The organism is Aquaspirillum soli (assembly GCF_054781915.1).
Window position 1 is genome coordinate 220667 of record NZ_BAAGTM010000001.1, and the last position, 24969, is coordinate 245635.

Consider the following 24969-nt stretch of genomic DNA (forward strand, 5'->3'; position numbering starts at 1 on the left):
CAAAAGAATCGGTTTGGGTGTTTGAAACGCCAAGATATGGCATAAATAGAAATATGGAATCTCTGCATGTTAACAAGCATGCTGTGATGCAGCAAGTTAGCTGTTTCGACACCGCTTGTCGCTATTTTAACGCAACAGCGACAAAACCATCTGTGGAGATTGATTCGATTGCATCAACATGCTGGTCGCGGCCTGTTGCAAAATTTTCCCGCGAGACAAAGCAGCGCTTTCTACGGCAAAGTCAGCATCCGTGATACGTGAGCGTGCCGCAGCTGTATTTTCTGCGCTGGTTTGCAATCCAGCCACTACACTATCCAGACGCGTCATGGCAGCACCAATCGATGCCCGCTGTGAAATGATATTTTGTAGGGCGCGGTCAGCCGCCGCAATCGAACTATTGGGATTGTTGACCAAATCAATATCAGCAAAGCCCATTGAACTGTTGCTAATTTCACCAATGCCAACATTCATCCCTGCGTCTGCTCCAGCGCCTACTTGCATGCGGTAGTTGGTTTTAGTTTGTGCTTCAAGCGGAGAATATTGCCAAGTTTCGACAAAGCCGCTTAAGACATCTTCGCCCGATTTTGACCCTACATGATCGATCACATCTTCCGCATTTTTGACCGACCCTCCATCGGCATCAGCATTGCCAATCCCACCCGTATCGGCATTGTTTAAGTCAATACCATAGCTGGATAGATTGGCACCGGCTGCTTTAAAATCTGTCATAAACTGCGCTTCTGTTTTACCAAGATAATGCACCATTGCATCATTCACCACGCGGCTTTTATCAGCAGAAAGATACGTGAGAAAATCTTTTATACCACCTGCAGCACCATTGTTTTTCAACTCATGATGTAGATACCGTGCGGCAAGGTAAGAAACCGAGTAGTCGGCTGAAGTCGCCACAGTATTTAATGATGTTAAATTGTTATTGAGAAAAGTTTGTACTTGCGCGATAACGGCTGGATCGGATTGGTTGACATTTGCATTCAGTGCGAAGCCCAAATCTGATTTGACTCTTTCATCTGCACCCTGAATAAACTCGGCAGTCCCTTCCTTGAACCAAAGCGACAAATTATAAAAATTAGTGGTTCTCGCCATTACTGCATGAACCATCTCGTGAGCGATAATCCGGTCGTTGTAGTATGGGGCGCTACCGCCATTCGGTAAATTGGCAGGAGAAAAGTCTGCCATATCGATATAAAGCTCTAGGTTTGAACCCACCGCATTGGCTGGCTGGACGGGATAAGAGCCAGAAACATAAGCGGCTGTCCCGCCCGGGGTACCTGGCTCGATAAATTTAATCGCAAATGGCACGCCATCAGCCACCAGTCCATAGCGTTGTTGAATCAACTTTTCCGAGTTTTCAAGCCAGCCAGTGCTTAGCCCTTTTAGCACTGCTTTGACATTTTCATCGCTGACTGAGCTGCCTGAACTGACGCCATCAGGTAAAACAAACAGCTTGTTGCCATTAAACGAAGTAGTTTGACCAATTCGCTCCACCTCATCCATCAGCTGTTTCGCTTCAGCTTGCAAGGCTTCACGATCGGTTTTGGTGTTCGTGCTGTTGTTAGCTTGAACACCTAACTCGCGAATCCGCTGCAACATATTATTGACTTCTGACAGTGCCCCTTCCGCTGTTTGCAGCATTGAGATGGCATCGTTGGTATTGCGTAATGCCTGTCGATCGCCACGTACATTCGACTGCATGCGTTCAGAAATGGCCAATCCAGCGGCATCATCCGTTGCCGAGTTGACCCGTAAACCCGAAGACAGACGTTGGACAGACTTGCTCACCATCGAGTCATTTTGAGTTAACAAACGACTGCTGAATTGTGAGAGTGAATTGGTAAAGATTTGCATGGCAGTCACACCTGTGCGCAAGATAACTTATCTGCTTATCGGAGAATCCTCCCTCGACTTAAGATTTTTTTGGTTTGCAAGCTTATTTAAGCTTTCAGTAGATTTTCTTAAATAAAAAATGCTATTTAGTAATTTTGTTGTTTGTATTTTTGATTGCCACGTACAATCACAAAAGCATGCGACGGATTTGGTCTGATAACCATAGTTTGTTACACCTTTGTGCTGGACGTTTTTGTCTAAATTTACAAAAAATGTTTAGATAAGTGATAAACTTAATAAATTGTTGTCAACGTAAATCTGTTTTCAACAACACGCTTTCTTAACTCGATGATACTCAAGAGGTTGCTTTATGCAGAACGGGAAAGGGTTGACGATTCGACAACGTTTAACCTTAGGCTTTGCGTTGGTGCTGACGATGATGGTGGCTGTCACTATCATCGGTATTCAAAAAGTCAATTTCATTGACAAAACACTCGCAGAAATTACCGATGTCAACGCGGTGAAACAGCGTTATGCAATCAATTTTCGTGGTTCTGTCCACGATCGTGCGATTGCTATTCGCGATGTGGTGATGTTTGACGATGTAAATGGCGCACCGATGCGTGAAGCGTTGGATGAGATTAAACGTCTGGATGACTTCTATCAGAAATCAGCGGGGCCGCTTGATCAAATTCTGCAAGATGATGCGATGGCCCAACCTGAAGAACGACAGATTGTGCAAAACATCAAAGCGATTGAGGCTAAAACGCAACCCCTGATCCAACAAATTATCCAAGCGAAAAAAAGTGGTAATGAAGTTGAGGCCGAACGGATTTTGTTTGAACAGGCTAAACCCGCTTTTATCGCGTGGTTAGCGGCAATTAACCAATTTATCGATTTTGAAGAACAAAAAAATCAAAAAGCGACACCAAGCGCACGCGAAGTCGCCAGCGGCTTTCAGTGGTTGATGATTTCTTTGTGTGGTGTGGCGATTGTATTGGGTGGCATTGTCGCATGGTGGATTAGTCGCCAACTGACACAAGCCTTGGGCGGAGAACCTGCGGATGCTGCTGCGATGGTGACTCGGATTGCTGCCGGTGATTTAACCGAGCGTATTCCTGTCACTTACCCAAATAGTATGTTGGCAGCCGTTGCACAGATGCAACAGCGTTTGGTCGAAATTGTCAGCGCGATTGACCAATCGTCTGACCAGTTATCAAAACAAGCTCAATATGTTGCTCAAGTGTCTGAACAGGCACAAATGGCCGCACAGCAACAAGCAGAAGCGTCGGCAACCACTGCCCACCGTGTGGAACAAATCACGGTCAGCGTGAGCAATATTTCTACTATTGCCCAACAAACTGAAGATAATTCAGCGCAAACCGCAAGCTTATCGGAAAGCGGGACACAATCAGTCAAAACGGCTGCCACTGAGATTGGACGCATTGCCCAAACAGTGGAATCCTCGGCACAACAAATCCGTCAGTTGCAACAACGCTCGCAAGAAATTGGTGGGATTGCTGGTGTGATCGGGGAAATTGCTGAACAGACCAATTTATTGGCCCTGAACGCTGCGATTGAAGCTGCGCGGGCAGGCGAGTCGGGCCGTGGCTTTGCCGTGGTGGCAGATGAAGTACGCAAGTTAGCGGAACGGACTGCCAGTGCCACAGCAGAAATTGCCAAAATGATTGATGTGGTGCAAAAAGATACCCAAGTCGCGGTGGATGCCATGGAGCGTGCGGTGCCACAGGTGGCAAATGGGCTGGGCTTAGCGAATGAGGCAACCACAGTGTTGTCGCAAATTCATCATCAGGCTTTAGACTCACTGGCCAAAGTTCGCGACGTGGCACAAGCGACCACCCAACAAGCAGAAACCATCAATGGCATTGTGCGTAATGTGGAACATATTGCTCAGATGTCGGAAGAAACCAGCGCTGCCATGCACAGTAACAGCACCGCAGCACAACAGCTGAATGAAATTGCAATTGCGCTGCGCCAGCATGTCCAGCATTTCCGCTTACGCGGTTAAGTGGGGTTGTGATACCAGACTTTTCCTCAGTCTTTGGGAGAAGTCTGGAGTGTGTCGGGATTGGGGTCAGCAAGGGCTTGGGTAATCAACTCCATGTATTTCTCCAATTCCAACCCTTGTTCTTGTACCCCTTGGATGCGCTCTAAACTGTCATTCAGAATCTGTCGCAGACGATCTTCCTGTGAGCTTTTCAGCCCCATAAACAAGAACATTTCTTCAAAGTCATGCGCCATTTCATTGAGCACAAAAGACATCTCCTGATTTTGGCGATGATAACCTTGTTCAATTTGCGAAAAGATACGTTTGGCTTGTGATAGCAAGCTTTCTAACGAAGTGGTTTCGAGAGACCGCATACATTGCGCCGCACCTTCTACCAAGAGCGCGAGATAGTCTTTTAAGCGGCCATAGCGATCAGGATCGTCTAGCGGCATGTCTTTCACCAATAAAGCAGCGGCATCATAGTTAAAGACGGTGCGTGCTCCATACGAGATGATGCGGCTGGGGTCGCTGGTGATGTGTTCTAACAACACACGATCCATCTGTGAGGCGATACCGTGACTGCCCCGCAAGACACATTGACTCCGGCGTGAACAGAGGCGAACGGTGCCGCTGACGCCAAAATACTCCAACGCATCGGTTAACAGGGTCGCGAGTTGGTCGGGGGTTTGTACGGTGAATAACTGACGGAACGTGTGAATGACCTGACCTAAGGCGCTCGAATCGGTCATGGCAGAAAAGGCCGCATTCATGGCCTCGCCTGCCGATTGTTTCAACTGTTGAACTTCTGAACGTGCAGCGAGGGTTTGTTTTACTTTGCGTTCAAGTTCTGCGGGTTCTAATGGTTTGATAATAAAATCGTTGGCACCCATATCGTAGGCCGCCAGACGGCTTTGGGCATCGGTGTGGGCAGAGACAAAAATAATGGCTGGTTGTTCGATAGCAACATCTGCTCGGATATGACGGCACACTTCATAGCCATCCATACCTACCATTTCAATATCAAGCAAGACCACACCCGGTTGTAGAATCTTGACTTGTTCTAAGCCTGCACATCCTTCGTGCGCCAGATAAACATCAAAGTGGGGACTGAGAACTGTTTTAATGACCAAAGAGAACATCTCATCATCATCAATCACAAGCACTTTATCTTTTTCTGACATTTTTTATTCCTTTTTGATGGCAGGGCAACTTCCTCGAAAGCAAGCAAACCGTTTTGTGGTGTTGCTACAGGAGGGTTGTCGATACTATTTCCCAAATATGATAGCATCGTGTTGATGTATGAAAATTCGTTTTTTAGTAAAAAAATTTTTCATATCTGGCACTTTATGCCAAACTGAAAAAACTTGGCCGGAGAACACAATGGAATGGCTGTTTGACCAGGATACGCAACACGTTGTGACAGACTCGAATGAGAGGACTGCGGATGACTTTGCCACGCAGACTGCTCTACAAGCGCTGACACATGTCGCGGAACTGGGCGAACTTTTACGTTTTATGCGAGAAAGCCACGCTTGTATTGACAGCAATGCTTTGGCCGAGTGTGCCCTGTTGACAGTAAAAAATTATGACCTCACGGCTTTGCTGATGTTGCGTCCAGAAGGGTGTCCACAAAGTTGTTATGCTTTAACACAGGAAATCACCCCCAATGAGGTAAGCTTGTTAGATAATGCCGCTGCTGCACCTCAGCGTATTTTTGAAACTGCACATTATTGCGTGTTCAATTATCGCTATTGCAGCCTAATTATCACAAATTGGTCAGACCAAGAGCCCTTACGAGCCGGTCGCTTGCGCGATCATCTGGCACAATTATGTGAAGGCATTGATGCCAGATTAGATGCCATGTTGAGCAGTATTCCACTGCCTAATATCGTGCAATTAACGTATCAGCCGCTTATTTCTCATTTTCTTGTGCAGGAACACTAACGCCCAACCCTGTTTGGGATAGCTGCTTACATAAAGGATTGTGACCCAACTATGGCCAAAGTCATTCTTACTGTGGACGACTCCCCTTCTATTCGTCAGATGGTAACCTTTACTTTGAAAAGTGCTGGCTATGAAGTCGTTGATGCCCCTGATGCCCCGACTGCCCTGAGCCGTGCGCGTGCTCGGCAGTTCGATATGATTCTGACTGATATCAATATGCCAGGCATGGATGGTTTTGCCCTGACACAGGCACTCCGTGCGCTCCCTGAATATGCCTCAGTGCCGATTTTGGTACTGACGACCGAATCGAGTGACGAAATGAAGCAAAAAGGACGTGCCAGTGGTGCCACTGGTTGGTTGGTTAAACCTTTCGACCCACAAAAGCTAATTAGCTTAGTGAAGCGGGTGATTGGTTAACGGTTTGCCAAACCATGCAAATCGATCTATCGCAGTTTTTTGACATCTTCTTCGAGGAAGCCGAGGAACACTTGGCAACGCTCGAGTCGGTGTTGCTCGCTCTCGATATTGATGCCCCCGACGCGGAAGCGTTGAATGCGATTTTCCGTGCTGCGCATTCGATTAAAGGCGGGGCAGGGACTTTTGGTTTTACCGACCTGATTAACGTGACGCATCAGCTGGAAACCCTGCTTGATGCGGTGCGTAAACACACTTTGCAGTTAACCCCTAGCCATATCGATACCATCTTGGCGGCGACGGATGCGCTGCGAGATATCCTCAATAATTGTCGTCAAGGTGTGGCAACTGATCCTGTTTTGATTCAGGAAATGGAAGCGCGTTTACGGGCAGAGTTGCTGCCTAAAGATGTCTCTTCAGCCGCGATTCCGGTGTTGCAGGAAGAAGCGCGCACCCATCATTTTTCGATTGCCACAGATGGACAATTAGCTTGGGAGGCGTTGTTACAGCGTTTGACAGCAGAGCCACGGGCAAAAATCACTGGTTTTCCGGTGGAGCCCGATGCCAAGGACCCACTATGTATTGAGTTCCTCGGTACTGATTCTGAATTTGCCGATCTCTGTGATAGCTTGGCCTTTGTGGTACCGCCCTCTGCGATTCGCTTAGAACATGCTCCCCCTCCCTTGGTCGATGACGCAAATAGTTGGGGATTGTTCCATGAGGAAACCCCCGCTGTAAGTGTGCCGCCGTCTGTCCTTGATGATGAGGACGGTTGGGGACTATTTGAGGACGATGCGCCGTCCACGCCTCCCGTTGTCCCTTCTCCTGTACCGATTACGGAAATGGAAGAGGATGACGGCTGGGGATTGTTTGAGGCTGTGCCTGCCCGTTCAACTACGTCGAATACCACACCGCCGGTGACGCTCTCTGAGACAACAGAGGACGATGAGGGGTTTGGCTTTTTCACTCCGGTACCACAACCACCGTCGGCAACTTCTCTTGCCACTGCGATGGCTGAAGAGGGTGATGGTTTTGGCTTATTTGTCCCCGTTCCATTAGCCCCACCAGTGGCACCGCCGGTGCCGGTAGTGAGTGCACCACAGGTGGTTGCGCCTACTGCACCACGAACCACGGCTCCCACGCCAACTCGTCAGGGTAATAATGCTGAGTCAGCGACAATTCGTGTCAATGTCGAAAAGGTGGACCAACTACTCGATTTAGTCGGTGAGCTGGTCATTACACAGTCGATGTTGGCTCAGTGTGCCGCGCAACTGGAACAGCAAGGGGTGGGTAATGACATTCTATTGGCAGGAATTAAACAGCTCGAAAGAAATACCCGCGATTTACAAGAATCGGTGATGTCGGTGCGAATGATGCCGATTGCCTCTGTCTTCAACCGTTTTCCGCGATTGGTGCGAGATTTAGCCGGCAAACTGGGTAAACAAGTTGAACTTCATCTCGAAGGCGAAAGCACCGAACTAGATAAGGCATTTATCGAAAAACTCGCTGATCCCATGACGCATTTGGTGCGTAATAGCCTAGATCATGGCATTGAGTCACCTGAAAAACGGCGACTGTCTGGGAAATCTCCTATTGGTCATCTTACCCTGCGTGCTTCGCATCAGGGTGGCAATATCGTGATTGAAATTCGCGATGATGGGGCTGGCTTAAATCGAGAGCGCATTTTAGCTAAGGCGATTGAACGTGGTCTGCCGGTACACGAAGGGATGTCAGATACCGAAGTGTGGAATCTGATCTTTGAAGCAGGGTTTTCGACTGCTGCCGAAGTGAGTGATATTTCTGGCCGGGGTGTGGGGATGGATGTGGTGCGGCGGAACATCCAAGAGATGGGCGGTAGTATTATGATTGAATCGGTTGCCGGTGTTGGCAGCACGATTACCCTGCGGCTGCCCCTAACCTTAGCTATCTTGGATGGGATGTCGATTCGGGTTAATGGTGAAGTGTATGTGTTGCCATTAACCTGCATTATTGAATCGCTGCAGGCACAACCCAGCCAATATAAAACCTTAGCTAAGCAAGGCGAGGTCTTACAAGTCCGAGGTCAATATCTGCCACTGATTCGATTGGCTGATATTTTCTTGACCCAAACCGAACACCCGACCGGTTCTGCTTCTTTGCAACAAGGGCTGTGCATGATTGTGGAGGCAGAAAAAGAAATGGTAGCGTTACAAGTCGATGAGCTATTGGGACAACAACAGGTGGTTATTAAAAATCTGGAAACCAACTATCGCCGTGTCTCAGGCGTCTCGGGTGCCACAATTATGGGCGATGGCCGTGTGGCACTGATTCTTGATGTCCCTGCCGTTGTCAGAATGGCAAAAAATCGGAGCCGAGCATGAACGAGCGTTATTTAACCAATGATAACAGTCCGGCACGAGAAAATTTGGTGTTTACCCTCGGTGATGAGGAATACGGCATCAATATCCTAAAAGTGCAGGAAATTCGTGGCTATGACACTGTGACGCGGATTGCCAATAGTCCGCCTTACTTAAAAGGTGTGATTAATCTACGCGGCGCAATTGTTCCGATTGTTGATTTGCGCATTAAATTTGGCCTACAAAACGTCACTTACACCCCTTTTACTGTCGTGATTATTTTGAATGTTGGACAGAAAATAGTTGGTATTGTGGTGGATAGTGTATCGGATGTGATTCACCTTGATCCTGAACAATGCCGACCTGCGCCGGAATTAGGTGGTGTGGTGAATACCGATTATGTATTAGGGCTGGGTGTCATTGAAAATCGGATGGTGATTCTCACCGATATCGAAAAACTGATGACCAGCCATGAGTTGGCGCTATTTGAACAACTGAGTTTAGAGACTTAACCTTTGTCGCTAAACCTTTTTCTCTGATGTGAATCTGGATTCCAGAACTGTGAGCGTATGATGTCGGTCCTTTATCGTCTGTCTTTGCCTGTCAAACTTACTTTAATTGCGTTGTTGGCGTTAGCCTTTTCGTTGGCGCCTAACTTACGTGTGTTAAATACCGGTTTACATTCTTTAGAAGATATTGCGACTGAGCGACAGGCAATTTCTCCTAGCCTACAGTTATTGGAATTAACAGATCGTTTGCAACGCTATCGTTATGCACTGTTAACCCAAGCTGCAGCGACAGAAAACAATCGCTTATTAAATATAGAGCGTGAGATTGAAACTAGCTTTAATAATCTTGCCGCATTGCCGGCGCCATTATCACAACGTGTGCAAGAATTACGCAGCCGTTTCTTATCCTTGAAAGAAAAACAAACCCAAACAGGACTCAGTACCCATTTCAATGGTTATAGCGTGTTGATTGGTGAGGTACATAGCCTGACTCGTGATGTCGGTGCTCATTATGGTTTGATGCTTGATCCTAGCCCAGACGCTTATTTCTTATTTCAAGCCGGTTTCTTGTCTTTACCTGCCGTAAACGAATCTTTAGCACGGTTGCGTGACTTGGCTGCTCTTGGGAGTGAGGTTGCTGCCAATAATGGTTTTAGTCAGCGTGATGAAATCAGTAATAATGCCCTGATTCAGTTGCGTGACAGTGACCAAGCTTTATTAAAAGTCATTTCTGCTAACGCGGTTTTATCGGCTGATCTAGCAAAAGACCGTGCACAGTTGACGCGCAATGTGAATGATGCCATTGCACTGGGCCGTTTGCAGGGCAGCGAAATTAGCCGCGCTGATCTGTTACAGCGAATGAATACCGTTAATGCTGATATTGCGGCATTAAATCAGCGTGTTTTGCAACAATTAGATCTCAGCCTGCAGCATCGCGCCGACCAAGAACAATATAATTTAATCGTTAGCTTATCAGTATTAGGGCTGTTTGTTCTGCTGCTGATTGTGTTGCTCTATTTAATTTCTCGTTCAATTTTGCGTCCAATGCGTGGTGTAATGGAAACTGCCGCGCAAATCGCCCAAGGTAATTTTTCTGCAAAATTCCCTGTCATTGAAGGGAAGGCTGAATTAGCGCAGTTATCTCATGCCTTAGATGATATGCGAGTGAAGCTTGCTCAGGTTCATAATAATGAATCTGCTGCATTGAAAGAAAACCTACGCGTACGTATTGCATTAGATGTCGCGAAAACCAACGTGATGATTGCAGATAATGAATATAACATTGTCTATGTTAATCGTTCTTTGATTGAAATGTTACAACAACGGCAAGAATCCATTCGCCGTGAACTACCTAATTTTATGGTAGATAAAGTATTGGGCTCCAATATTGATATTTTCCATAAAACGCCTGCCCACCAACGAGGCTTATTAAATCATCTGAGTCATACGCACGAAGCCAACTTGCAGTTGGGTGGTTACCATTTCCGTTTATTGGTTACCCCCGTTGTTGATGCCCAGAACAATCGTCTGGGTACGGTGGTTGAATGGCAGGACATGACGGAAACCTTGCGTGCTCAGCAAGAGGCTGTGATCTACAACGCTAATATGGCGCGGGTGAAAGCCGCACTGGACAATGTCACCACCAACGTGATGATTGCCGACAATGAACGTAACATTGTCTACATGAACAACTCGGTGAAAGGGATGTTGAAGCAAGCGCAAAACGACATCCGCCGTGTGTTCCCGAGTTTTGATCCTGACCGGTTGTTGGGCAATAACATGGATATTTTCCATAAAAATCCTGCCCATCAACGTGATCTATTAGCTGATTTACGGACGACTTACCGCGCACAAATTGCCTTGGGCGGCCGTACTTTCCAATTGATTGCCAACCCTGTCTTTGATGAGCAAGGGGTACGGCATGGCACAGTGGTGCAATGGCTAGACCGGACTGAAGAAGTGGCCGCAGAAAAAGAAGTGGAAGCGATTATTACAGCTGCGGCTGCCGGTGACTTCTCGAAACGATTGGCAGCAGAAAATAAAGAAGGTTTCTTCCGTGTGTTGGCTGACAATATCAACCGTTTGGTCAGCACCTCGGCTGAAGGTTTGGAAGATGTTGCAACCGTGTTAGAGCATCTCTCGCGTGGTGATTTAAGCTACCGTGTGGATGATAAGAAATACGAAGGTGTCTTTGCTCGCCTAACCCGTAATGCCAACCAAACGGTAGACAGTTTATCGGCCTTGGTGCGCCAGATTCGTGAAGCCACCGACACCATTAACGTAGCATCGCGCGAAATTGCCCAAGGGAATCAAAACCTCTCGGCACGCACAGAACAACAAGCTGCGAATTTGCAAGAAACTGCATCCAGTATGGAAGAAATTACCGGTACGGTGCGGCAAAATGCTGATAACGCACAGCAAGCCAGCCGGTTGGCGAGTGGTGCATCGGTGGTGGCAAGTAAGGGTGGCAATTTGATGGGTGAAGTCGTCACCACCATGAGCGCCATCCATGAATCGGCTCGTAAGATTGTTGACATCATTAGCGTCATCGATGGGATTGCCTTCCAAACCAATATCTTGGCGTTGAATGCCGCAGTGGAAGCGGCGCGTGCCGGTGAACAAGGCCGTGGGTTTGCCGTGGTGGCCAGCGAGGTGCGTAGCTTGGCTCAACGCAGTGCCACTGCTGCAAAAGAAATTAAAACCCTGATTGGCGATTCGGTCGATAAAGTCGAATCGGGGGCACAGTTGGTAGACGAAGCTGGGCAAACCATGAGTGAAGTGGTTGATTCGGTACGTCAGGTGGCCGAGTTGATGCGTGAAATCAGTGCCGCCTCGGTGGAACAATCCTCTGGTATTGAACAGATTAACCAAGCTGTGACACAGATGGATGAAAACACCCAGCAAAATGCGGCATTGGTGGAAGAGGCCGCTGCCGCAGCGGAAAGTTTAGAAGAACAAGCGAATTTGCTGTCTGAAGCGGTGGCCACTTTCCGTTTGTCTGCCTCTGCTGCATGGGCAGCGGCACCCGCACCGGTCACAGCGCGTAAAACTGCAACTGCACCGTCTGCTTTGCCATTAAAGCAAGCTGCACCTGCACCGATGTCGTTACCCGCGCCGCCTACACATAAATTGAAAGCGCCGTTAACGCCTCCTCCCAGTGCGGCTGATGATGACTGGGAAGAGTTTTAATGGCCAACCATGAGCGAGAGTTTGAATATACGCCGCGTGATTTTGTGAGGGTGAAAGACTTACTCTATCGCCATGCTGGGATTGTGTTAAACGACAGTAAAGATTCCTTGGTGTATAGCCGCCTAGTTCGTCGTTTGCGAGCCTTACAAGTCAGTCGCTTTGCGGACTATCTGGATGATCTCCATCCAGATAGTCCAGAGTGGCAAAACTTCCTCAATGCGCTTACCACGAATCTGACAGCTTTTTTCCGAGAAAATCATCATTTCGAAGTGTTGGCGGGTTTGCTAAAACAACATCCCGTTGGACAAACCTTTCGTATCTGGTGTTGTGCGGCAAGTACAGGCGAGGAGCCGTATTCTTTGGCAATGACTGCGGTGGAAACGTTACAACGACACGATCCACCGGTGTCAATTATTGCCACCGATATTGATACCCAAGTTTTACAAACCGCACGGGCAGGGGTGTATGCACGGGACCGTGTGCGTGATTTGTCTTTGACCCAGTTGCGACAATTTTTTCTCAAAGGGACCGGAAAAAACGACGGTAAAGTTCAGGTCAAACCCTATATCAAAAGGTTGATTCAATTTCAGTCGTTGAATTTATTAGCAAAAGACTGGGCGATTTCTGGCCAATTTGATGCGATATTTTGTCGTAATGTGCTGATTTATTTTGATAAGCCGACACAAAAAACAGTTGTTGAACGTTTTGCCCCTCATTTAAAGCCCGATGGTCATTTATTTGTCGGCCATTCAGAAAACTTAACGCCAGTCACCCGCTTATTTGCCCCTTGTGGTCGCACAGTTTATACCCTTGCCAATCCTCCTGTTGAGAAACACTGATGTTAGCCGCCGATTACCAAGAGGTTTTTGCCTCACATTTTTACCATGACAAGACTTTTGATTCGCCTGCGGTGAAAGTCTTTCCGGGTGAATATCATGTTTCAACAGATGGACGTTTAATCGTAACGGTTTTGGGTTCCTGTGTTGCTGCCTGTATTCGTGATCGTAAAGCAGGATTTGGTGGCATGAATCATTTTATGTTGCCTGATGCTGGTGAAAGCGAATCTTCTGTGGTGGGCAGTGCAGCGCGTTATGGTAGTTATGCAATGGAAATTCTGATTAACCATTTGTTGAAATTAGGCGCAGCGCGACAAAACCTTGAAGCCAAGATTTTTGGTGGGGGCAATGTCCTTTCTGGCATGACCGTGGGTAATGTGGGGCCGCGTAATGCGCAGTTTGTCAAAGATTATTTGGCAATGGAGCGTATTCCTGTGGTGGCAGAAGATTTATTAGGCCAAGAAGCGCGAAAAGTGTATTTCTTTTCTCACACAGGGCGGGTCATGGTAAAAACCATTCGTGAACAAACCAAGCCAGCGGTGGTTGATCGGGAAATGCGTTATCAAAAACGGATTGTGGTGCGTCCAATTAGTGGCGATGCAGAGTTGTTTTAAGGCCTAGCCGCCTGTTAGCGCGCGAAATTAGAGTAAGGCTGATGCGAAAAATTCGTGTAATCGTGGTGGATGATTCTGCTTTAATGCGCTCATTACTACGACAAATTATTGATTCCACCGACGATATGGAAGTTGTTGCCGTCGCTCCAGATCCTTTAGTTGCGCGTGAGAGAATTAGAGAGCTCGATCCTGATGTGATTACCCTCGATATTGAGATGCCACAGATGGATGGATTGACTTTTCTTGAACGTCTGATGCGTTTACGTCCAACGCCGGTTTTAATGGTGTCGTCTCTCACTGAAGAAGGTGCTGAAGCGACATTACGGGCGTTAGAATTAGGTGCAATTGATTTTGTCTGTAAACCAGATAATCACAGTCTGTTATTAGCTGATTACGCTGATGAAATTTGCCATAAAATTCGTGCTGTTGCGTTAGCTGGTCGTGGTTTTGCGGCACGTCGAGCGGCCCTAGTGCAAAAAACTGCTCCCAGACCTCTACCAACAGTGAGAGCGCGTAGCCAGCATGTGCAGTTGATTGTGGTGGGGGCATCCACTGGCGGCACAGAAGCATTAAAACTTTTCTTACAACGGCTACCTGCCGATTCGCCACCTGTGTTGATTGTGCAACACATGCCCCCTGGTTTCACTACCTCATTTGCCGCCCGTTTAGATAGCTTGTCAGAATTACACGTTAGCGAAGCAAAAGAGGGTGAGCCGATTTTGTCAGGTCATGCTTATTTGGCACCTGGTGATCGCCATTTGCAAATCAGTAAAAATGCCCGTGGTTATGTTTGTCATCTTGATGATGGCGATAGGGTGAACCGCCACAAACCAGCGGTGGACGTGCTGTTTGACTCGGTCACAACTTATATTGCGGCTAAGCGGGTGGTGGCGGTATTGATGACAGGCATGGGTAAAGATGGCGCAGCTGGTTTATTACGCTTAAGACAAGCGGGGGCGACGACTCTAGCGCAAGATGAAGCCAGTTGTGTGGTATTTGGTATGCCCGGTGAAGCGATTAAACTCGGTGCAGTTCAAGAAACCGGCTGTCCAGAGGCGTTGGCCGATCGAGTTGTCTCGCTTTTTTAGTGGATAAACTCGCCTTCCCTCTGGTATGGTTAGCGCATAACTGGCAAAAACTCATAAATTGCAAACACACTTTTGTGATGCGGCAATAAGGCGGCAAAACTTGCCGGCTTGTCGTGGTGAAATGTCTTACCTGCAGCATTGAGACGACAGAATTCGATTTTTTGTTTTAGATTCATGGTGTTGGGTGACGTGCATTTTTGGCACGTTTTCTGCTTAACCTGACGGCGTGGCAGTATGTACAACAGGGCGAATCATTATGATCGACAAAATAGCCAAACACTTTAATTTTCAGCAGCAGGCGCTAGGGTTGCGTAGCTACCGCAATGAAGTGTTGGCCAGCAACATTGCCAACTCTGAAACGCCTTATTACAAGTCTGTTGACTTTGATTTCAATAAAGCGTTGTCGCAAGCAGAATTGCTGCAAAAGAAAGAATCGATGTCGATGGAAAAAACCCATCAAAGTCATTTACAAGGCAAGGTCAGAGCGGTGAGTTTGACTGAGTTACAGTATCGGCGCGAGGTACAGCCAAGTATTGATGGCAACACGGTCGATATGGACTTAGAACGTACACAATTTACTGATAACTCCATGCGCTATCAAACCACCCTGACTTTCTTAAACCGTCGAATTTCCGGTCTGTCCGACGCGATTAAAGGACAATAATCATGTCTTTGCATAAAGTTTTTGGTATTGCCAGCTCAGGAATGACAGCCCAATCCATGCGTTTGAACGTGGTGGCCAGTAATATTGCCAACGTTGATAGCGCTGTGGCTTCTAATGGCGACCCTTACAAAGCGCGGCGAGTGGTGTTCACCCCCATTCCTGTGCGTGATGGGATTCCACAAGTCAATAGCGTGAAAGTCACCGCTGTTGTCGAAGACCAATCGCCTCCCAAAATGGTTTACGACCCTAAACATCCCCTCGCAAACCAGCAGGGTTATGTGACGATGCCGAATATCAATCCAGTTGAAGAAATGGCAGATATGATTGCAGCCTCGCGAGCGTATCAAACCAACGTTGAACTGATGAACACCACCAAAACTTTGCTCAAGTCCGCTTTGAGCATTGGTCAGCAGTAATTTTTAAAGGATTTCTGATTATGTCCACCGTGAATTCTACTTCTGCTGCTGACCCGTATGCCAATATCAATGGCACTGCTGCAACAGGTAAAAAATCTGAGATTGAAGAAGCACAGGATCGCTTTTTGAAACTGTTGGTCACCCAACTGCAAACGCAAGATCCATTAAATCCTTTGGATAATGAAGCCGTGACCAGTCAGATGGCACAAATCAGTACGGTGCAAGGGATTGAAAAGCTGAATAAAACCATGGAAGACATGGCTACGATGTATGCCACTGCACAATCGCTCTCTGCCGCGAATATGGTTGGGCGTTCGGCCTTGGTGGGTGGTTCTGGTTTGACTTTGGCTGAGGGGGGTACTGCTCGTGCTGCGTTAAATCTGCCAAAAGGAGCTGATACCGTCGCAATCAGTGTGTATAACGCCAAAGGTGATAAGGTGGATACCATTGAATTGGGCAAGCAAAAAGAAGGCGTGATGGAGTTTGAGTGGGACGGTAAAAATAGTGCAGGCGAAGCCTTGCCTGCTGGCGCTTATAGCTTTAGCGTTTCGGCAAAAACAGGCGGCAACGTTGCTGTTGCACAGCCCTTGGCCTATCAACGTGTGAATGCTGTAAGTTGGGCGCAAGGCGCGGCACAACTGCATCTGCCAGACGGTACTCGCGTTGGTCTGACCGATATTTATCAATTAGGTGTTTGATTATTTTAATTATTAGTTTTTATTTGGTTTTAAGGAGACAAAAATGGGCTTTCAACACGGTGTAGGTGGGATTAACGCAGCAGCAAAACAATTAGATGTGATTGGTAATAACGTCGCTAACGCAGGGACCATTGGTTTTAAAGGGTCTCGTGCTGAGTTTGCTGATATGTACGCCGCTAACTTTTATGGAGTTGCTGCTACTCAAACTGGTTTAGGGACACGTACGGAGACAATTGCTCAGCAATTTAGCCAGGGAAATATTAATACTACTGGTAATCAGATGGATATGGCTATTTCTGGCAATGGTTTTTTCGTTATGAATGATCCTAACGGTATCTCTTATTCCCGTAATGGTCAGTTCAAAATTGATCGACAAGGTTTTATTGTTAATAATGGTGGATCTAACTTACAAGGATGGGCTGTAGACCCTGTAACAGGTAAGATTCTTGAAGGTAGTCGGACAGATTTAAAAGTAGACAATACTTTATTGGCTGGTAGACCCACTGACTTTCCTGGTGGTACAAATGCCAGTCCAGTTAAATTTGAATTAAATGTAGATTCTCGAGCTACTCCCGTAGGTGTAAGGTCCAGTCGTTTAGATACTGCTGCGCCACCGGTACGTTATGTCGAGATTTCCACTGGCACTTATGTGGATGTTTCTAATGGACAACTTGGGACAATTAGTGCTGCAGGAGCTTTTGCTCCAACTGCTGGTGCATTCTACACTGCCTCTTTTTCGTATGATAATGGTGCAGGTGTATCCCATCGTTACACACCATCAGCTACGCTGCCATTAGGATCAACAGCAGGCACAAGTGCTCCTGATCCTGCGGCTACTGTATTACCTTTCGACCCTAGTAATCCAAATACTTATACGCATACTACCTCGACAAAAATTTATGATTCATTAGGTAACCCTTACACGATGAATATCTATTTGGTTAAGAAGGATATGACTGGTATTTCTCCTTCTGTAACCTCTCCTTGGGAGGTCAACGTTAACGTTCTTGACCCGACAACTGGTTTGCCAATTACTACAGGCTTAACAAATCCACAAACAGTGACTTTTGACTCCAAGGGGATGATCACTGGGGCTTCAGAATTAACATTTGGTACTTTTACCCCTAGTGCAGTACCTCCTGCTGTAGCTGCTGACCCGATTCAAATTTCTGTTGATCTTGTTGGTACAACTCAGCAAGGGGCATCCTTTGCTGTTAATAAGATTATTCAAGAAGGTTATGCCCCTTCTGTTGTGACTAACCTTGAGGTGAGTAAAGAAGGTATTATCAGTGCCAGATACTCGAATGGACAAAATAAGGCAATTGGGCAAGTTATTCTTGCAAATTTCCCAAATCAGCAAGGATTACAACCAATCGGTAATAATCGTTGGATTCAAACTTATCAATCTGGCACACCTGCTTACAATAATCCGGGTAGTACCAACACAGGTTTGATTCAAGCTCAAGCATTAGAAGATGCAAATATTGATTTGACCGCTGAGTTGGTAAACATGATTACGGCACAACGCTTTTATCAAGCGAATGCTCAGACGATTAAAGTCCAAGATGCTGTATTACAAAGTGTCATTAACTTGCGCTGATTGGCTTAATTAGGCTGATCAAGAAGGGGTATAGGAGGCGCGATGGATAAGATGCTATTTATTGCAATGAATGGTGCGAAGCACGTTGCTTTACAACAAGCCACAACCAGCAACAATCTTGCAAATGCCAATACAGATGGCTTTAAGGCCGAGTTAGTTGCATTCCGCGCATTGCCAGTTGTTGGTGACGGAACCCCCACTCGCGCCTACACTGTTGACTCAACCGTTGGTCACGATCCAACAGAAGGCCCTTTGTCTTACACCAATAATCCTCAAGACTTTGCCTTACATGGTCATGGTTTTTTTGCTGTTCAAGATAAAGATGGTAAAGAAGCTTATACCCGTAAAGGTGGCTACGTGGTGGATCCAAACGGGATCATGAGAACTCGTGATGGTTTGGCCATACTAAGTGATGGCGGGGGGCCAATTACGATTCCCCCTGGTTCTGATGTTGAAATTGCAAAAGATGGCTCTGTAACAGCAATTGGCCTTGGAGACAACCCAAGGCAACAAGCGCAGATAGTTGGTCGTATCAAATTGGTTGGGGATCCAACTGGTAAGGACTTCTTCAAAGGGACGGATGGTTTATTTCGTCGTCATGACGGGTCAACTCCTCCTGTAGATGAAACGCGTCAGGTGCAACCTCGTGCGGTTGAGGGAAGTAATGTCAACCCTGTTGAAGCTTTGGTACAGATGGTGAACCACGCACGGCAATTCGACTTAAACATCAAAATGATGCAAACTGCAGATCAAAATGCACGTCAGGCAAACTCTATTATGAGTTTAAGCAATTAAACCCTGAAACTAGGATAAGTAAATTATGTTACGCTCTCTGCATATCTCAAAAACGGGTATGGATGCTAGTCAATTTCGACTAGATGTGATTACCAATAACTTAGCTAACGTTAATACGACGGGGTTCAAACGCAGCCGTGGTGTATTTGAAGATTTAATGTACCAAGTGATTCGTCAACCCGGTGCTCAAAGTTCAGCGACAACTCAGCTACCTGTGGGTTTAATGGTGGGTACGGGTTCCGCAGCTGTTGCAACAGAACGTATGCACACACAAGGTAATCTGCAGAACACCGAAAACTCCTTTGATGTTGCTATCGATGGTAATGGTTTTTTCCAAGTTGAAATGCCGGATGGGTCTACTGCTTATACAAGAGATGGTAGTTTCAAACGGTCAAATACTGGTGAGCTTGTTACCTCTAGTGGTTACCGTGTTGTTCCTGGGATTACCATTCCAGTAGACACCAAAAGTATGGTGATATCTGCCAATGGTGACGTTTCCCTCACAAATGCTGCAGGTACCACGTCTGTTGTGGGTAGTATTACCACTGCTAACTTTGTCAATCCAGCCGGTCTTGAAAGTATTGGTGGTAACTTATACCGTGAAACCCCTGCTTCTGGAGCTGCTGATGTGGGTGCGCCGAATGACCCTGCTGGAGGCCGAGGTGCTTTAAAACAAGGGTTTCTGGAAAACTCTAACGTTAATATCACGCAAGAATTAGTTGATATGATCCAAGCCCAGCGTGCTTTCGAGATCAATTCCCGAGGCATCAAAACCAGTGATGAGATGCTGCAACGGTTAAGCCAGCTGTAATACCTCAACTCTAAGCTGTGTTGCATTGCGCGATATCGCAACGCCCGTATGCCAAAGCGCATCACGGGCGTTTGTTTTGCTTGGTGCAATCCGTTTTGTGATTCTGAGACTATCCGTTACCATGTCATTTATTTTGTGCTGGCCGAGAGTGATCATGTCCGTCTTTTCTTCTTCCCGCTACATTGTCCTTGTCGGTGCAATCGCAGTCTTAAGTGGTTGTATGACACCACCCCCTACTATTGTGCAACAACCGTTATCCGCTCGTCCTATTCAACAACTAAATGCACAACAAGGCAATGGTTCTATTTTTCAAGCACGGGCTGGTCAAGGCTTGTTTGCTGATCGGGTACCCAGTCAAGTAGGTGATATTCTGACCGTTGTGATTGAAGAGCGCGCTAATATTTCCAGCTCAGAAAACAGCTCTGGTAGCCGCTCTGCTTCGGCAGCTGCTCGTGCGCCGAATGTGTCAATCCCTTTCTTTTCAAATTATCTAGAAAGAAAAACCCGAGGCCTTAGCCTTGATATTAACGGGGAGGTCGAAAATGAGGGCTCTGGCTCCAGTAGTGCATCGAGTTCATTTAGTACCAATATTACTGTGACAGTGATCGACGTATTGCCAAATGGAAACTTGCAGGTCAGTGGTGAAAAACAGGTCAAAATGAACGGCGATATGCAATTTATTAGACTTTCTGGAGTCATTAATCCTCGAGATGTCAAAGTTGATGCTCGTTTAGGTGGGAACGTAGTCTCTTCCCTAAAAATGGCCGATGCTCGAATTGAGCAGGTGAATCGAGGTAACAATAATCTGTTTGCGCAACCAGGCTGGTTAACTCGTTTCTTTATGACCGTATTGCCATTCTAATTTCTTACAAATTTGGATTGATTAAATGATTATGATCCGTTTTTTATTGGCAGCAACACTTGCCTCTGCGTTGGCTATGCCTGCTTGGTCAGCGCAAAGAATTAAAGAATTAGCCTCAGTTGGTGGCGTACGTAGTAACCAATTAGTCGGTTATGGTTTGGTCGTTGGTTTAGACGGGACAGGGGATAAAAGCGGTGGGCCGGCTGGTCAAAGTATGATTAACATGCTGAATCAACTGGGGATACAGATTCAGCCAGGACAAAAGATCGAATCTAAGAACTCTGCTGCTGTCGTTGTTACTGCGAGTCTCCCTCCCTTTGCGAAATCTGGCCAACCCCTGGATGTCACTGTGTCTGCGATCAGTGATGCAAAAAGCCTGCGGGGTGGTACTTTACTCATGACCCCTCTCAAAGGTGCTGATGGCCAAATCTATGCCATGGCTCAAGGCAATATTTTAATCGGTGGGGCGGGTGCTGCAGCAGGTGGCGCAAGTGTGACGGTCAACCAGTTGAACGCGGGCAGAATTCCTGCTGGTGCTACTGTTGAGCGAGAGGTTATGAGTGGTTTGAATAATGGCGACACTATCCGATTAGAATTGTTTGACGCCGATTTCACTACCGCTAACAGAATGGTTGAAGCGATTAACCGTAATTTTGGCCAGGAAACAGCCCGTGCCTTAGATGGCCGTGTGATTGAAGTTCGGGCCCCTTTTGACAGTAACCAGCGGGTACAATTTCTAGCCAGAATGGAAAATCTTGCCGTCACAGCGGCAGAATCTACTCCTCTAGTTATTCTGAACGCTCGTACTGGTTCAGTGGTGATGAATCAAGCCGTGAAGGTTGAGCCCTGTGCTGTGGCACACGGTAACCTGTCTGTCACTGTGAATAGCACGCCTGTTGCCAGCCAGCCTAATCCATTAAGTCAAGGCCAAACTGTTGTTGGGCAACAAACCGACATCAATGTTCGTGCCGATGGTGGCAAGGTCATCAATGTGCCACGAGGGACAAATCTAAATGAAATCGTTCGTGCTTTAAATGCCGTTGGTGCGACACCGCAAGATCTTTTGTCCATTCTGCAAGCCATGAAAGCTGCTGGTGCGCTTAAGGCAGAACTGCAAATTATTTAACTTAATCAAAGCAAGGCATGGTTATTGCTGTTTGATTGGTTGAAAATTAGGAAAGATGGAATTTCTATGTTGATCACGCCCTCCACACTTAGCCCGGAAGACACTAAACAACGTTTAGCTATGGACAGTCGAGCTTTAGATGATTTGAAAGCTCAAGCTGTCAAAGATCCGAAAGGGGCTATCAAAAAGGTTGCTAGTGAATTTGAGGCAATGTTTCTCAATATTCTGATGCAGAGTATGAGAGAAACTTCTTTCTCCGGTGAAGAAGAGAGCAGTGCATTAAATACCTTTCGTGGAATGCAAGACCAACAAACTGTGCAGCAAATGAGCCATGCCGGTGGAGTGGGGCTGGGTGATATGATTGCTCGGCAAATTGCCAAACAATCTGGCATTGAATGGGACGAGCCAGTTAAGAAAACAGCGGCAGCAAGTTCTATGCAGCTGTTAGCACTGCAAAAACCAGCGATTGCTAAAGCCTTGCAACAGCTGGAACAAGACGGTGTTCAAAGCACAACAGCGAAACCTGCCGCAGGCAGAACGAATAACACGCAAAATACCAATAGCGGTGATTTTATTCAGTCCATGCTAAATCATGCTGCCCCTGCTGCCCGTGCGATTGGTGTTGAACCTCAATTGATTGTGGCGCATGCCGCGTTGGAATCGGGATGGGGCAAACGAAATATCAAGAATGCTGATGGATCGAACAGTCATAACCTGTTTGGTATTAAAGCAACGGGTAACTGGAAAGGCGCCACTACCGATGTGCTGACTACCGAATATGTAGATGGTGTAGCACAAAAACGAGTTGAGCGTTTCCGTTCCTATCCCTCTTATTCTCATGCCTTTGCCGACTACGCACGATTACTGAGCACTAACTCACGCTATCAAGATGCACTAAACAAAGGCGCAGATGCGGTGGGATTTGCGCGTGCTTTGGCTAAAGGCGGCTATGCCACCGATCCAAACTACGCTGCTAAATTGAGCCAAGTGGCAGGCAGCGAAAAAATGCAAGTTGCTGCACGTTCTTAGTAGAAACACTTAAGTTTGTCATTGTGCAGACGATGTAAGTTAATGACTTTTTGGGCAGGAATCTATCATGGCCGGTATCTTAAATATTGGTGTGTCGGGGCTGAATGCTGCCCGCGCCGCGTTAAATGTCACCTCGCAAAACATTAGTAATGTCAATACCGCTGGTTACCATCGCAAAGCGTTGGTGCAGTCGGCAATGTATCCACAAAATCTAGGCTATGGCTTTCCCGGTCAAGGGGTCGAGCTCAATGATGTTCAACGCATCTACGACCGTTTTTTAGATAAACAAGTTCAAACCGCGACTGCCGGTAACAGTTACTATGAAACACAGTTTAGCTATATGAAGCAGCTAGACGATGTGATTGCAAACTCAACCAACGGCATTTCGCCACGGCTACAACAATTCTTCAGCTCAGTGCAAACACTGACCTCCGACCCTTCCTCGATTCCTTCTCGCCAAGCGATGATTGACCAAATGTCATCGTTAGTGAACACCATGAAGTCGGCTGACGACCGCATGGAAGAACTGCGTTTGGGGATTAACACGGAAATCAAATCCTCTGTCACCGCGATCAATGGGATTGCCCAACAAATTGCTGATTTAAATAAGCAAATTACTATGCTGTGGCGGAACGATGGCGTGCAACTACCCAACGATATTATTGATCAACGAGATCAAGCTGTTACCGAACTAAACAAATACATCAATGCAACCATGGTGCCGCTTGGTGATGGGACGGTGAATGTTTATATCGGTAAAGGGCAAAGTCTGGTGTTGGGTAACGATCCCGCGTTATTAAAAGCAGACTATTCAACCCAGCCCGGGATGGAGCAAGAGCTGGTTGTTTACTATCAATCAGGTTCCGCTTTTGAAATCCCTACTCGCTTATTAACTGGCGGTTCGATGGGGGGGGCGCTTGAAATGCGCGAGACCTTGGACGATACGCAAAAACGTATCGGTCAAATGGCAATGGAGATTGTTGATCGTTTTAACCGTCAAAATGCCCAAGGTGTTGATCTGAATGGTGATGCTGGCACAGATTTATTTGAGCTACGGTTTAACTTTCCGCCAGTGAATCCTCCAACACCCGACTACTCGGCAAAAACTGACGCAGAAAAATTAGAAATTCAACAGCGCTATGCTGTGCGTGCCTTGTCATTGCTGCAAACGGATCCAAACAAAATTGCCGCAGCATCGGCAATCGTATTTGATCGTAATGCTTCTTTTAATGGTGCATTACCTACAAAACTAGCTGGCAGTGCTGCGATTAGCCAAATCTCAACAACAGCACCATTTACGCCTGCTACAGCTGTTCCGGCAATGCCAATTCAGATTCGGTTTGATGGTACCAACTACAGTATTACCGACAATACTGGTGCTGCGCATGTACCGCCTTTGTCTCTCACTCGTATCCCCGGCGTATCCGGTGGTTTTAAAGTGGTAGACCAGAGCGGTGCCCCAATGGGGATACAATTTACTGTGTCAGGGACCCCAGCGGCAAATGATACCTTTGTGATTGCCAACCGGACGCCTGGTGCTTTATTGGAAAAAGGTGAAAACAGCAACTTACTGGAAATGGCCAAATTACAAGCACTAGCAACAGTATCTGATCTGCCTGCAAGCGGTAAAGTAAATGGTATTGGCCCTGGTACTCCGCCGGTTCTTAATTTCACAATCAATGTGCAAGATCCGGATGTGGCGGCTGACAAAAAAGCCCAGTTGGACTTTGTTTCTAAACTGCCAATCACCATGGGGTTTGATGGTACTAATTTTACCAACTTGCCAAGTGGCTATACCGTTGTTCCTGCTGGATCAACCTACTCTCTGCAAGATGCTTCTAGCCGCACTTTGATGACTTTTACTGCCCCTGCCGCGCTAGGTGCTGCGAATGCGGGACAAACCTTTACCTTTCCTGCGCCTGCCGCATCAAATTTCCAAGCCACGTTTGGCCAGATGGTTACGGCGGTGGGTAGTAAAACCAATGAAGTGAAAGCCATTGGGGCCGCTCAAAAGGTGACATTAGAGCAAGTGACGATGGCGCGTGAACGTGTCTCTGGTGTGAATTTGGATGAAGAAGCGGCAAACCTCATTAAATTCCAACAAGCCTATCAAGCCTCGAGTAAAGTCATTCAAATTGGCCAAGGTTTGTTCGACTCGGTATTGCAAGCTCTGCGTTAATCCTGC

The 24969-nt window shown here is 46.9% G+C and carries 20 protein-coding genes and 2 pseudogenes; 20 read left to right on the forward strand and 2 right to left on the reverse strand.

All coding sequences use genetic code 11. From position 1 onward, the window contains the following. Window positions 1-126 precede the first annotated feature (126 nt). Window positions 127-1866: a flagellinolysin gene (locus ACYVJG_RS01180; protein ID WP_460429389.1), complete on the reverse strand. Its 1740-nt coding sequence runs from the start codon at window positions 1864-1866 to the stop codon at window positions 127-129. 349 nt (window positions 1867-2215) lie between these two features. Here ACYVJG_RS01180 and ACYVJG_RS01185 point away from each other — a divergent pair, with 349 nt between their 5' ends. Then, window positions 2216-3874: a methyl-accepting chemotaxis protein gene (locus tag ACYVJG_RS01185; RefSeq protein ID WP_460429390.1), complete on the forward strand. Its 1659-nt coding sequence runs from the start codon at window positions 2216-2218 to the stop codon at window positions 3872-3874. Window positions 3875-3900: 26 nt separating this feature from the next. Here the strand turns inward: ACYVJG_RS01185 and ACYVJG_RS01190 are convergent, their stop codons facing one another. Next, complete coding sequence (locus ACYVJG_RS01190; protein ID WP_460429391.1) at window positions 3901-5034, reverse strand: response regulator; 1134 nt, start codon at window positions 5032-5034, stop codon at window positions 3901-3903. Window positions 5035-5233: 199 nt separating this feature from the next. Between ACYVJG_RS01190 and ACYVJG_RS01195 the strand changes: the two genes are divergently transcribed. The 19 genes and pseudogenes from ACYVJG_RS01195 to flgK all read left to right on the forward strand — a co-directional run bounded on the left by ACYVJG_RS01195 (window position 5234) and on the right by flgK (window position 24963). Further along, a complete protein-coding gene (locus tag ACYVJG_RS01195) occupies window positions 5234-5797 on the forward strand; it encodes a hypothetical protein (protein ID WP_460429392.1) in 564 nt (187 codons plus the stop codon). Window positions 5798-5848: 51 nt separating this feature from the next. Next, window positions 5849-6214, forward strand: coding sequence for a response regulator (locus tag ACYVJG_RS01200; RefSeq protein WP_022654192.1), 366 nt, complete (start codon window positions 5849-5851; stop codon window positions 6212-6214). A gap of 14 nt (window positions 6215-6228) precedes the next feature. Continuing rightward, window positions 6229-8571: a chemotaxis protein CheW gene (locus ACYVJG_RS01205; protein WP_460429393.1), complete on the forward strand. Its 2343-nt coding sequence runs from the start codon at window positions 6229-6231 to the stop codon at window positions 8569-8571. Further along, the gene (locus ACYVJG_RS01210) at window positions 8568-9059 is read left to right on the forward strand and encodes a chemotaxis protein CheW (protein ID WP_460429394.1); all 492 of its coding nucleotides are present in this window, start codon (window positions 8568-8570) and stop codon (window positions 9057-9059) included. The genes ACYVJG_RS01205 and ACYVJG_RS01210 overlap by 4 nt, the downstream gene beginning before the upstream one ends. Window positions 9060-9914: 855 nt before the next feature. Continuing rightward, window positions 9915-10217: pseudogene (locus ACYVJG_RS01215) on the forward strand (HAMP domain-containing protein); the annotation flags it as partial. Window positions 10218-10247: 30 nt separating this feature from the next. After that, window positions 10248-12116: pseudogene (locus ACYVJG_RS01220) on the forward strand (methyl-accepting chemotaxis protein); the annotation flags it as partial. A gap of 128 nt (window positions 12117-12244) precedes the next feature. Continuing rightward, window positions 12245-13084 carry a CheR family methyltransferase gene (locus ACYVJG_RS01225; RefSeq protein ID WP_460429395.1) on the forward strand — a complete coding sequence of 280 codons (840 nt, stop codon included), beginning with the start codon at window positions 12245-12247 and terminating at the stop codon, window positions 13082-13084. Then, on the forward strand, window positions 13084-13695 hold the full coding sequence (cheD, locus tag ACYVJG_RS01230; RefSeq protein WP_460429396.1) for a chemoreceptor glutamine deamidase CheD: 612 nt from the start codon (window positions 13084-13086) through the stop codon (window positions 13693-13695). Before ACYVJG_RS01225 ends, cheD begins: the two co-directional genes overlap by 1 nt. Before the next feature lie 41 nt (window positions 13696-13736). Then, window positions 13737-14783 carry a protein-glutamate methylesterase/protein-glutamine glutaminase gene (locus ACYVJG_RS01235; RefSeq protein ID WP_460429397.1) on the forward strand — a complete coding sequence of 349 codons (1047 nt, stop codon included), beginning with the start codon at window positions 13737-13739 and terminating at the stop codon, window positions 14781-14783. A 256-nt stretch (window positions 14784-15039) separates the two neighbouring features. Beyond that, complete coding sequence (gene flgB / locus ACYVJG_RS01240) at window positions 15040-15447, forward strand: flagellar basal body rod protein FlgB (protein WP_460429398.1); 408 nt, start codon at window positions 15040-15042, stop codon at window positions 15445-15447. Window positions 15448-15449: 2 nt separating this feature from the next. Then, window positions 15450-15863: a flagellar basal body rod protein FlgC gene (flgC, locus tag ACYVJG_RS01245; protein ID WP_022654457.1), complete on the forward strand. Its 414-nt coding sequence runs from the start codon at window positions 15450-15452 to the stop codon at window positions 15861-15863. A 20-nt stretch (window positions 15864-15883) separates the two neighbouring features. Beyond that, complete coding sequence (locus ACYVJG_RS01250; protein WP_460429399.1) at window positions 15884-16561, forward strand: flagellar hook assembly protein FlgD; 678 nt, start codon at window positions 15884-15886, stop codon at window positions 16559-16561. A 43-nt stretch (window positions 16562-16604) separates the two neighbouring features. Next, window positions 16605-18161, forward strand: coding sequence for a flagellar hook protein FlgE (locus ACYVJG_RS01255; protein ID WP_460429400.1), 1557 nt, complete (start codon window positions 16605-16607; stop codon window positions 18159-18161). A 42-nt stretch (window positions 18162-18203) separates the two neighbouring features. Next, window positions 18204-18956 carry a flagellar basal body rod protein FlgF gene (locus tag ACYVJG_RS01260; RefSeq protein ID WP_460429401.1) on the forward strand — a complete coding sequence of 251 codons (753 nt, stop codon included), beginning with the start codon at window positions 18204-18206 and terminating at the stop codon, window positions 18954-18956. Window positions 18957-18981: 25 nt separating this feature from the next. Continuing rightward, a complete protein-coding gene (gene flgG / locus ACYVJG_RS01265; RefSeq protein WP_460429402.1) occupies window positions 18982-19767 on the forward strand; it encodes a flagellar basal-body rod protein FlgG in 786 nt (261 codons plus the stop codon). 154 nt (window positions 19768-19921) lie between these two features. Further along, window positions 19922-20629 carry a flagellar basal body L-ring protein FlgH gene (locus ACYVJG_RS01270; RefSeq protein WP_460429403.1) on the forward strand — a complete coding sequence of 236 codons (708 nt, stop codon included), beginning with the start codon at window positions 19922-19924 and terminating at the stop codon, window positions 20627-20629. A gap of 25 nt (window positions 20630-20654) precedes the next feature. After that, complete coding sequence (locus ACYVJG_RS01275) at window positions 20655-21755, forward strand: flagellar basal body P-ring protein FlgI (protein WP_460429404.1); 1101 nt, start codon at window positions 20655-20657, stop codon at window positions 21753-21755. Window positions 21756-21821: 66 nt separating this feature from the next. Then, window positions 21822-22784, forward strand: a complete 963-nt coding sequence (flgJ, locus tag ACYVJG_RS01280) for a flagellar assembly peptidoglycan hydrolase FlgJ (RefSeq protein WP_460429405.1) — start codon at window positions 21822-21824, stop codon at window positions 22782-22784. Between the two features lie 67 nt (window positions 22785-22851). Then, window positions 22852-24963: a flagellar hook-associated protein FlgK gene (gene flgK / locus ACYVJG_RS01285; protein ID WP_460429406.1), complete on the forward strand. Its 2112-nt coding sequence runs from the start codon at window positions 22852-22854 to the stop codon at window positions 24961-24963. The last annotated feature ends 6 nt before the right edge of the window (window positions 24964-24969 follow it).

Coding starts and splice junctions, on each gene's coding strand:
- flgJ (WP_460429405.1), top strand. CDS start 21,822: ATGTTGATCACGCCCTCCACACTTAGCCCGGAAGACACTAAACAACGT.
- ACYVJG_RS01190 (WP_460429391.1), bottom strand. CDS start 5,034: ATGTCAGAAAAAGATAAAGTGCTTGTGATTGATGATGATGAGATGTTC.
- flgG (WP_460429402.1), top strand. CDS start 18,982: ATGTTACGCTCTCTGCATATCTCAAAAACGGGTATGGATGCTAGTCAA.
- ACYVJG_RS01255 (WP_460429400.1), top strand. CDS start 16,605: ATGGGCTTTCAACACGGTGTAGGTGGGATTAACGCAGCAGCAAAACAA.
- ACYVJG_RS01205 (WP_460429393.1), top strand. CDS start 6,229: ATGCAAATCGATCTATCGCAGTTTTTTGACATCTTCTTCGAGGAAGCC.
- ACYVJG_RS01275 (WP_460429404.1), top strand. CDS start 20,655: ATGATTATGATCCGTTTTTTATTGGCAGCAACACTTGCCTCTGCGTTG.
- flgC (WP_022654457.1), top strand. CDS start 15,450: ATGTCTTTGCATAAAGTTTTTGGTATTGCCAGCTCAGGAATGACAGCC.
- ACYVJG_RS01180 (WP_460429389.1), bottom strand. CDS start 1,866: ATGCAAATCTTTACCAATTCACTCTCACAATTCAGCAGTCGTTTGTTA.
- flgK (WP_460429406.1), top strand. CDS start 22,852: ATGGCCGGTATCTTAAATATTGGTGTGTCGGGGCTGAATGCTGCCCGC.
- ACYVJG_RS01260 (WP_460429401.1), top strand. CDS start 18,204: ATGGATAAGATGCTATTTATTGCAATGAATGGTGCGAAGCACGTTGCT.
- ACYVJG_RS01210 (WP_460429394.1), top strand. CDS start 8,568: ATGAACGAGCGTTATTTAACCAATGATAACAGTCCGGCACGAGAAAAT.
- ACYVJG_RS01200 (WP_022654192.1), top strand. CDS start 5,849: ATGGCCAAAGTCATTCTTACTGTGGACGACTCCCCTTCTATTCGTCAG.
- ACYVJG_RS01235 (WP_460429397.1), top strand. CDS start 13,737: ATGCGAAAAATTCGTGTAATCGTGGTGGATGATTCTGCTTTAATGCGC.
- ACYVJG_RS01185 (WP_460429390.1), top strand. CDS start 2,216: ATGCAGAACGGGAAAGGGTTGACGATTCGACAACGTTTAACCTTAGGC.
- cheD (WP_460429396.1), top strand. CDS start 13,084: ATGTTAGCCGCCGATTACCAAGAGGTTTTTGCCTCACATTTTTACCAT.
- ACYVJG_RS01195 (WP_460429392.1), top strand. CDS start 5,234: ATGGAATGGCTGTTTGACCAGGATACGCAACACGTTGTGACAGACTCG.
- ACYVJG_RS01225 (WP_460429395.1), top strand. CDS start 12,245: ATGGCCAACCATGAGCGAGAGTTTGAATATACGCCGCGTGATTTTGTG.
- flgB (WP_460429398.1), top strand. CDS start 15,040: ATGATCGACAAAATAGCCAAACACTTTAATTTTCAGCAGCAGGCGCTA.
- ACYVJG_RS01250 (WP_460429399.1), top strand. CDS start 15,884: ATGTCCACCGTGAATTCTACTTCTGCTGCTGACCCGTATGCCAATATC.
- ACYVJG_RS01270 (WP_460429403.1), top strand. CDS start 19,922: ATGTCCGTCTTTTCTTCTTCCCGCTACATTGTCCTTGTCGGTGCAATC.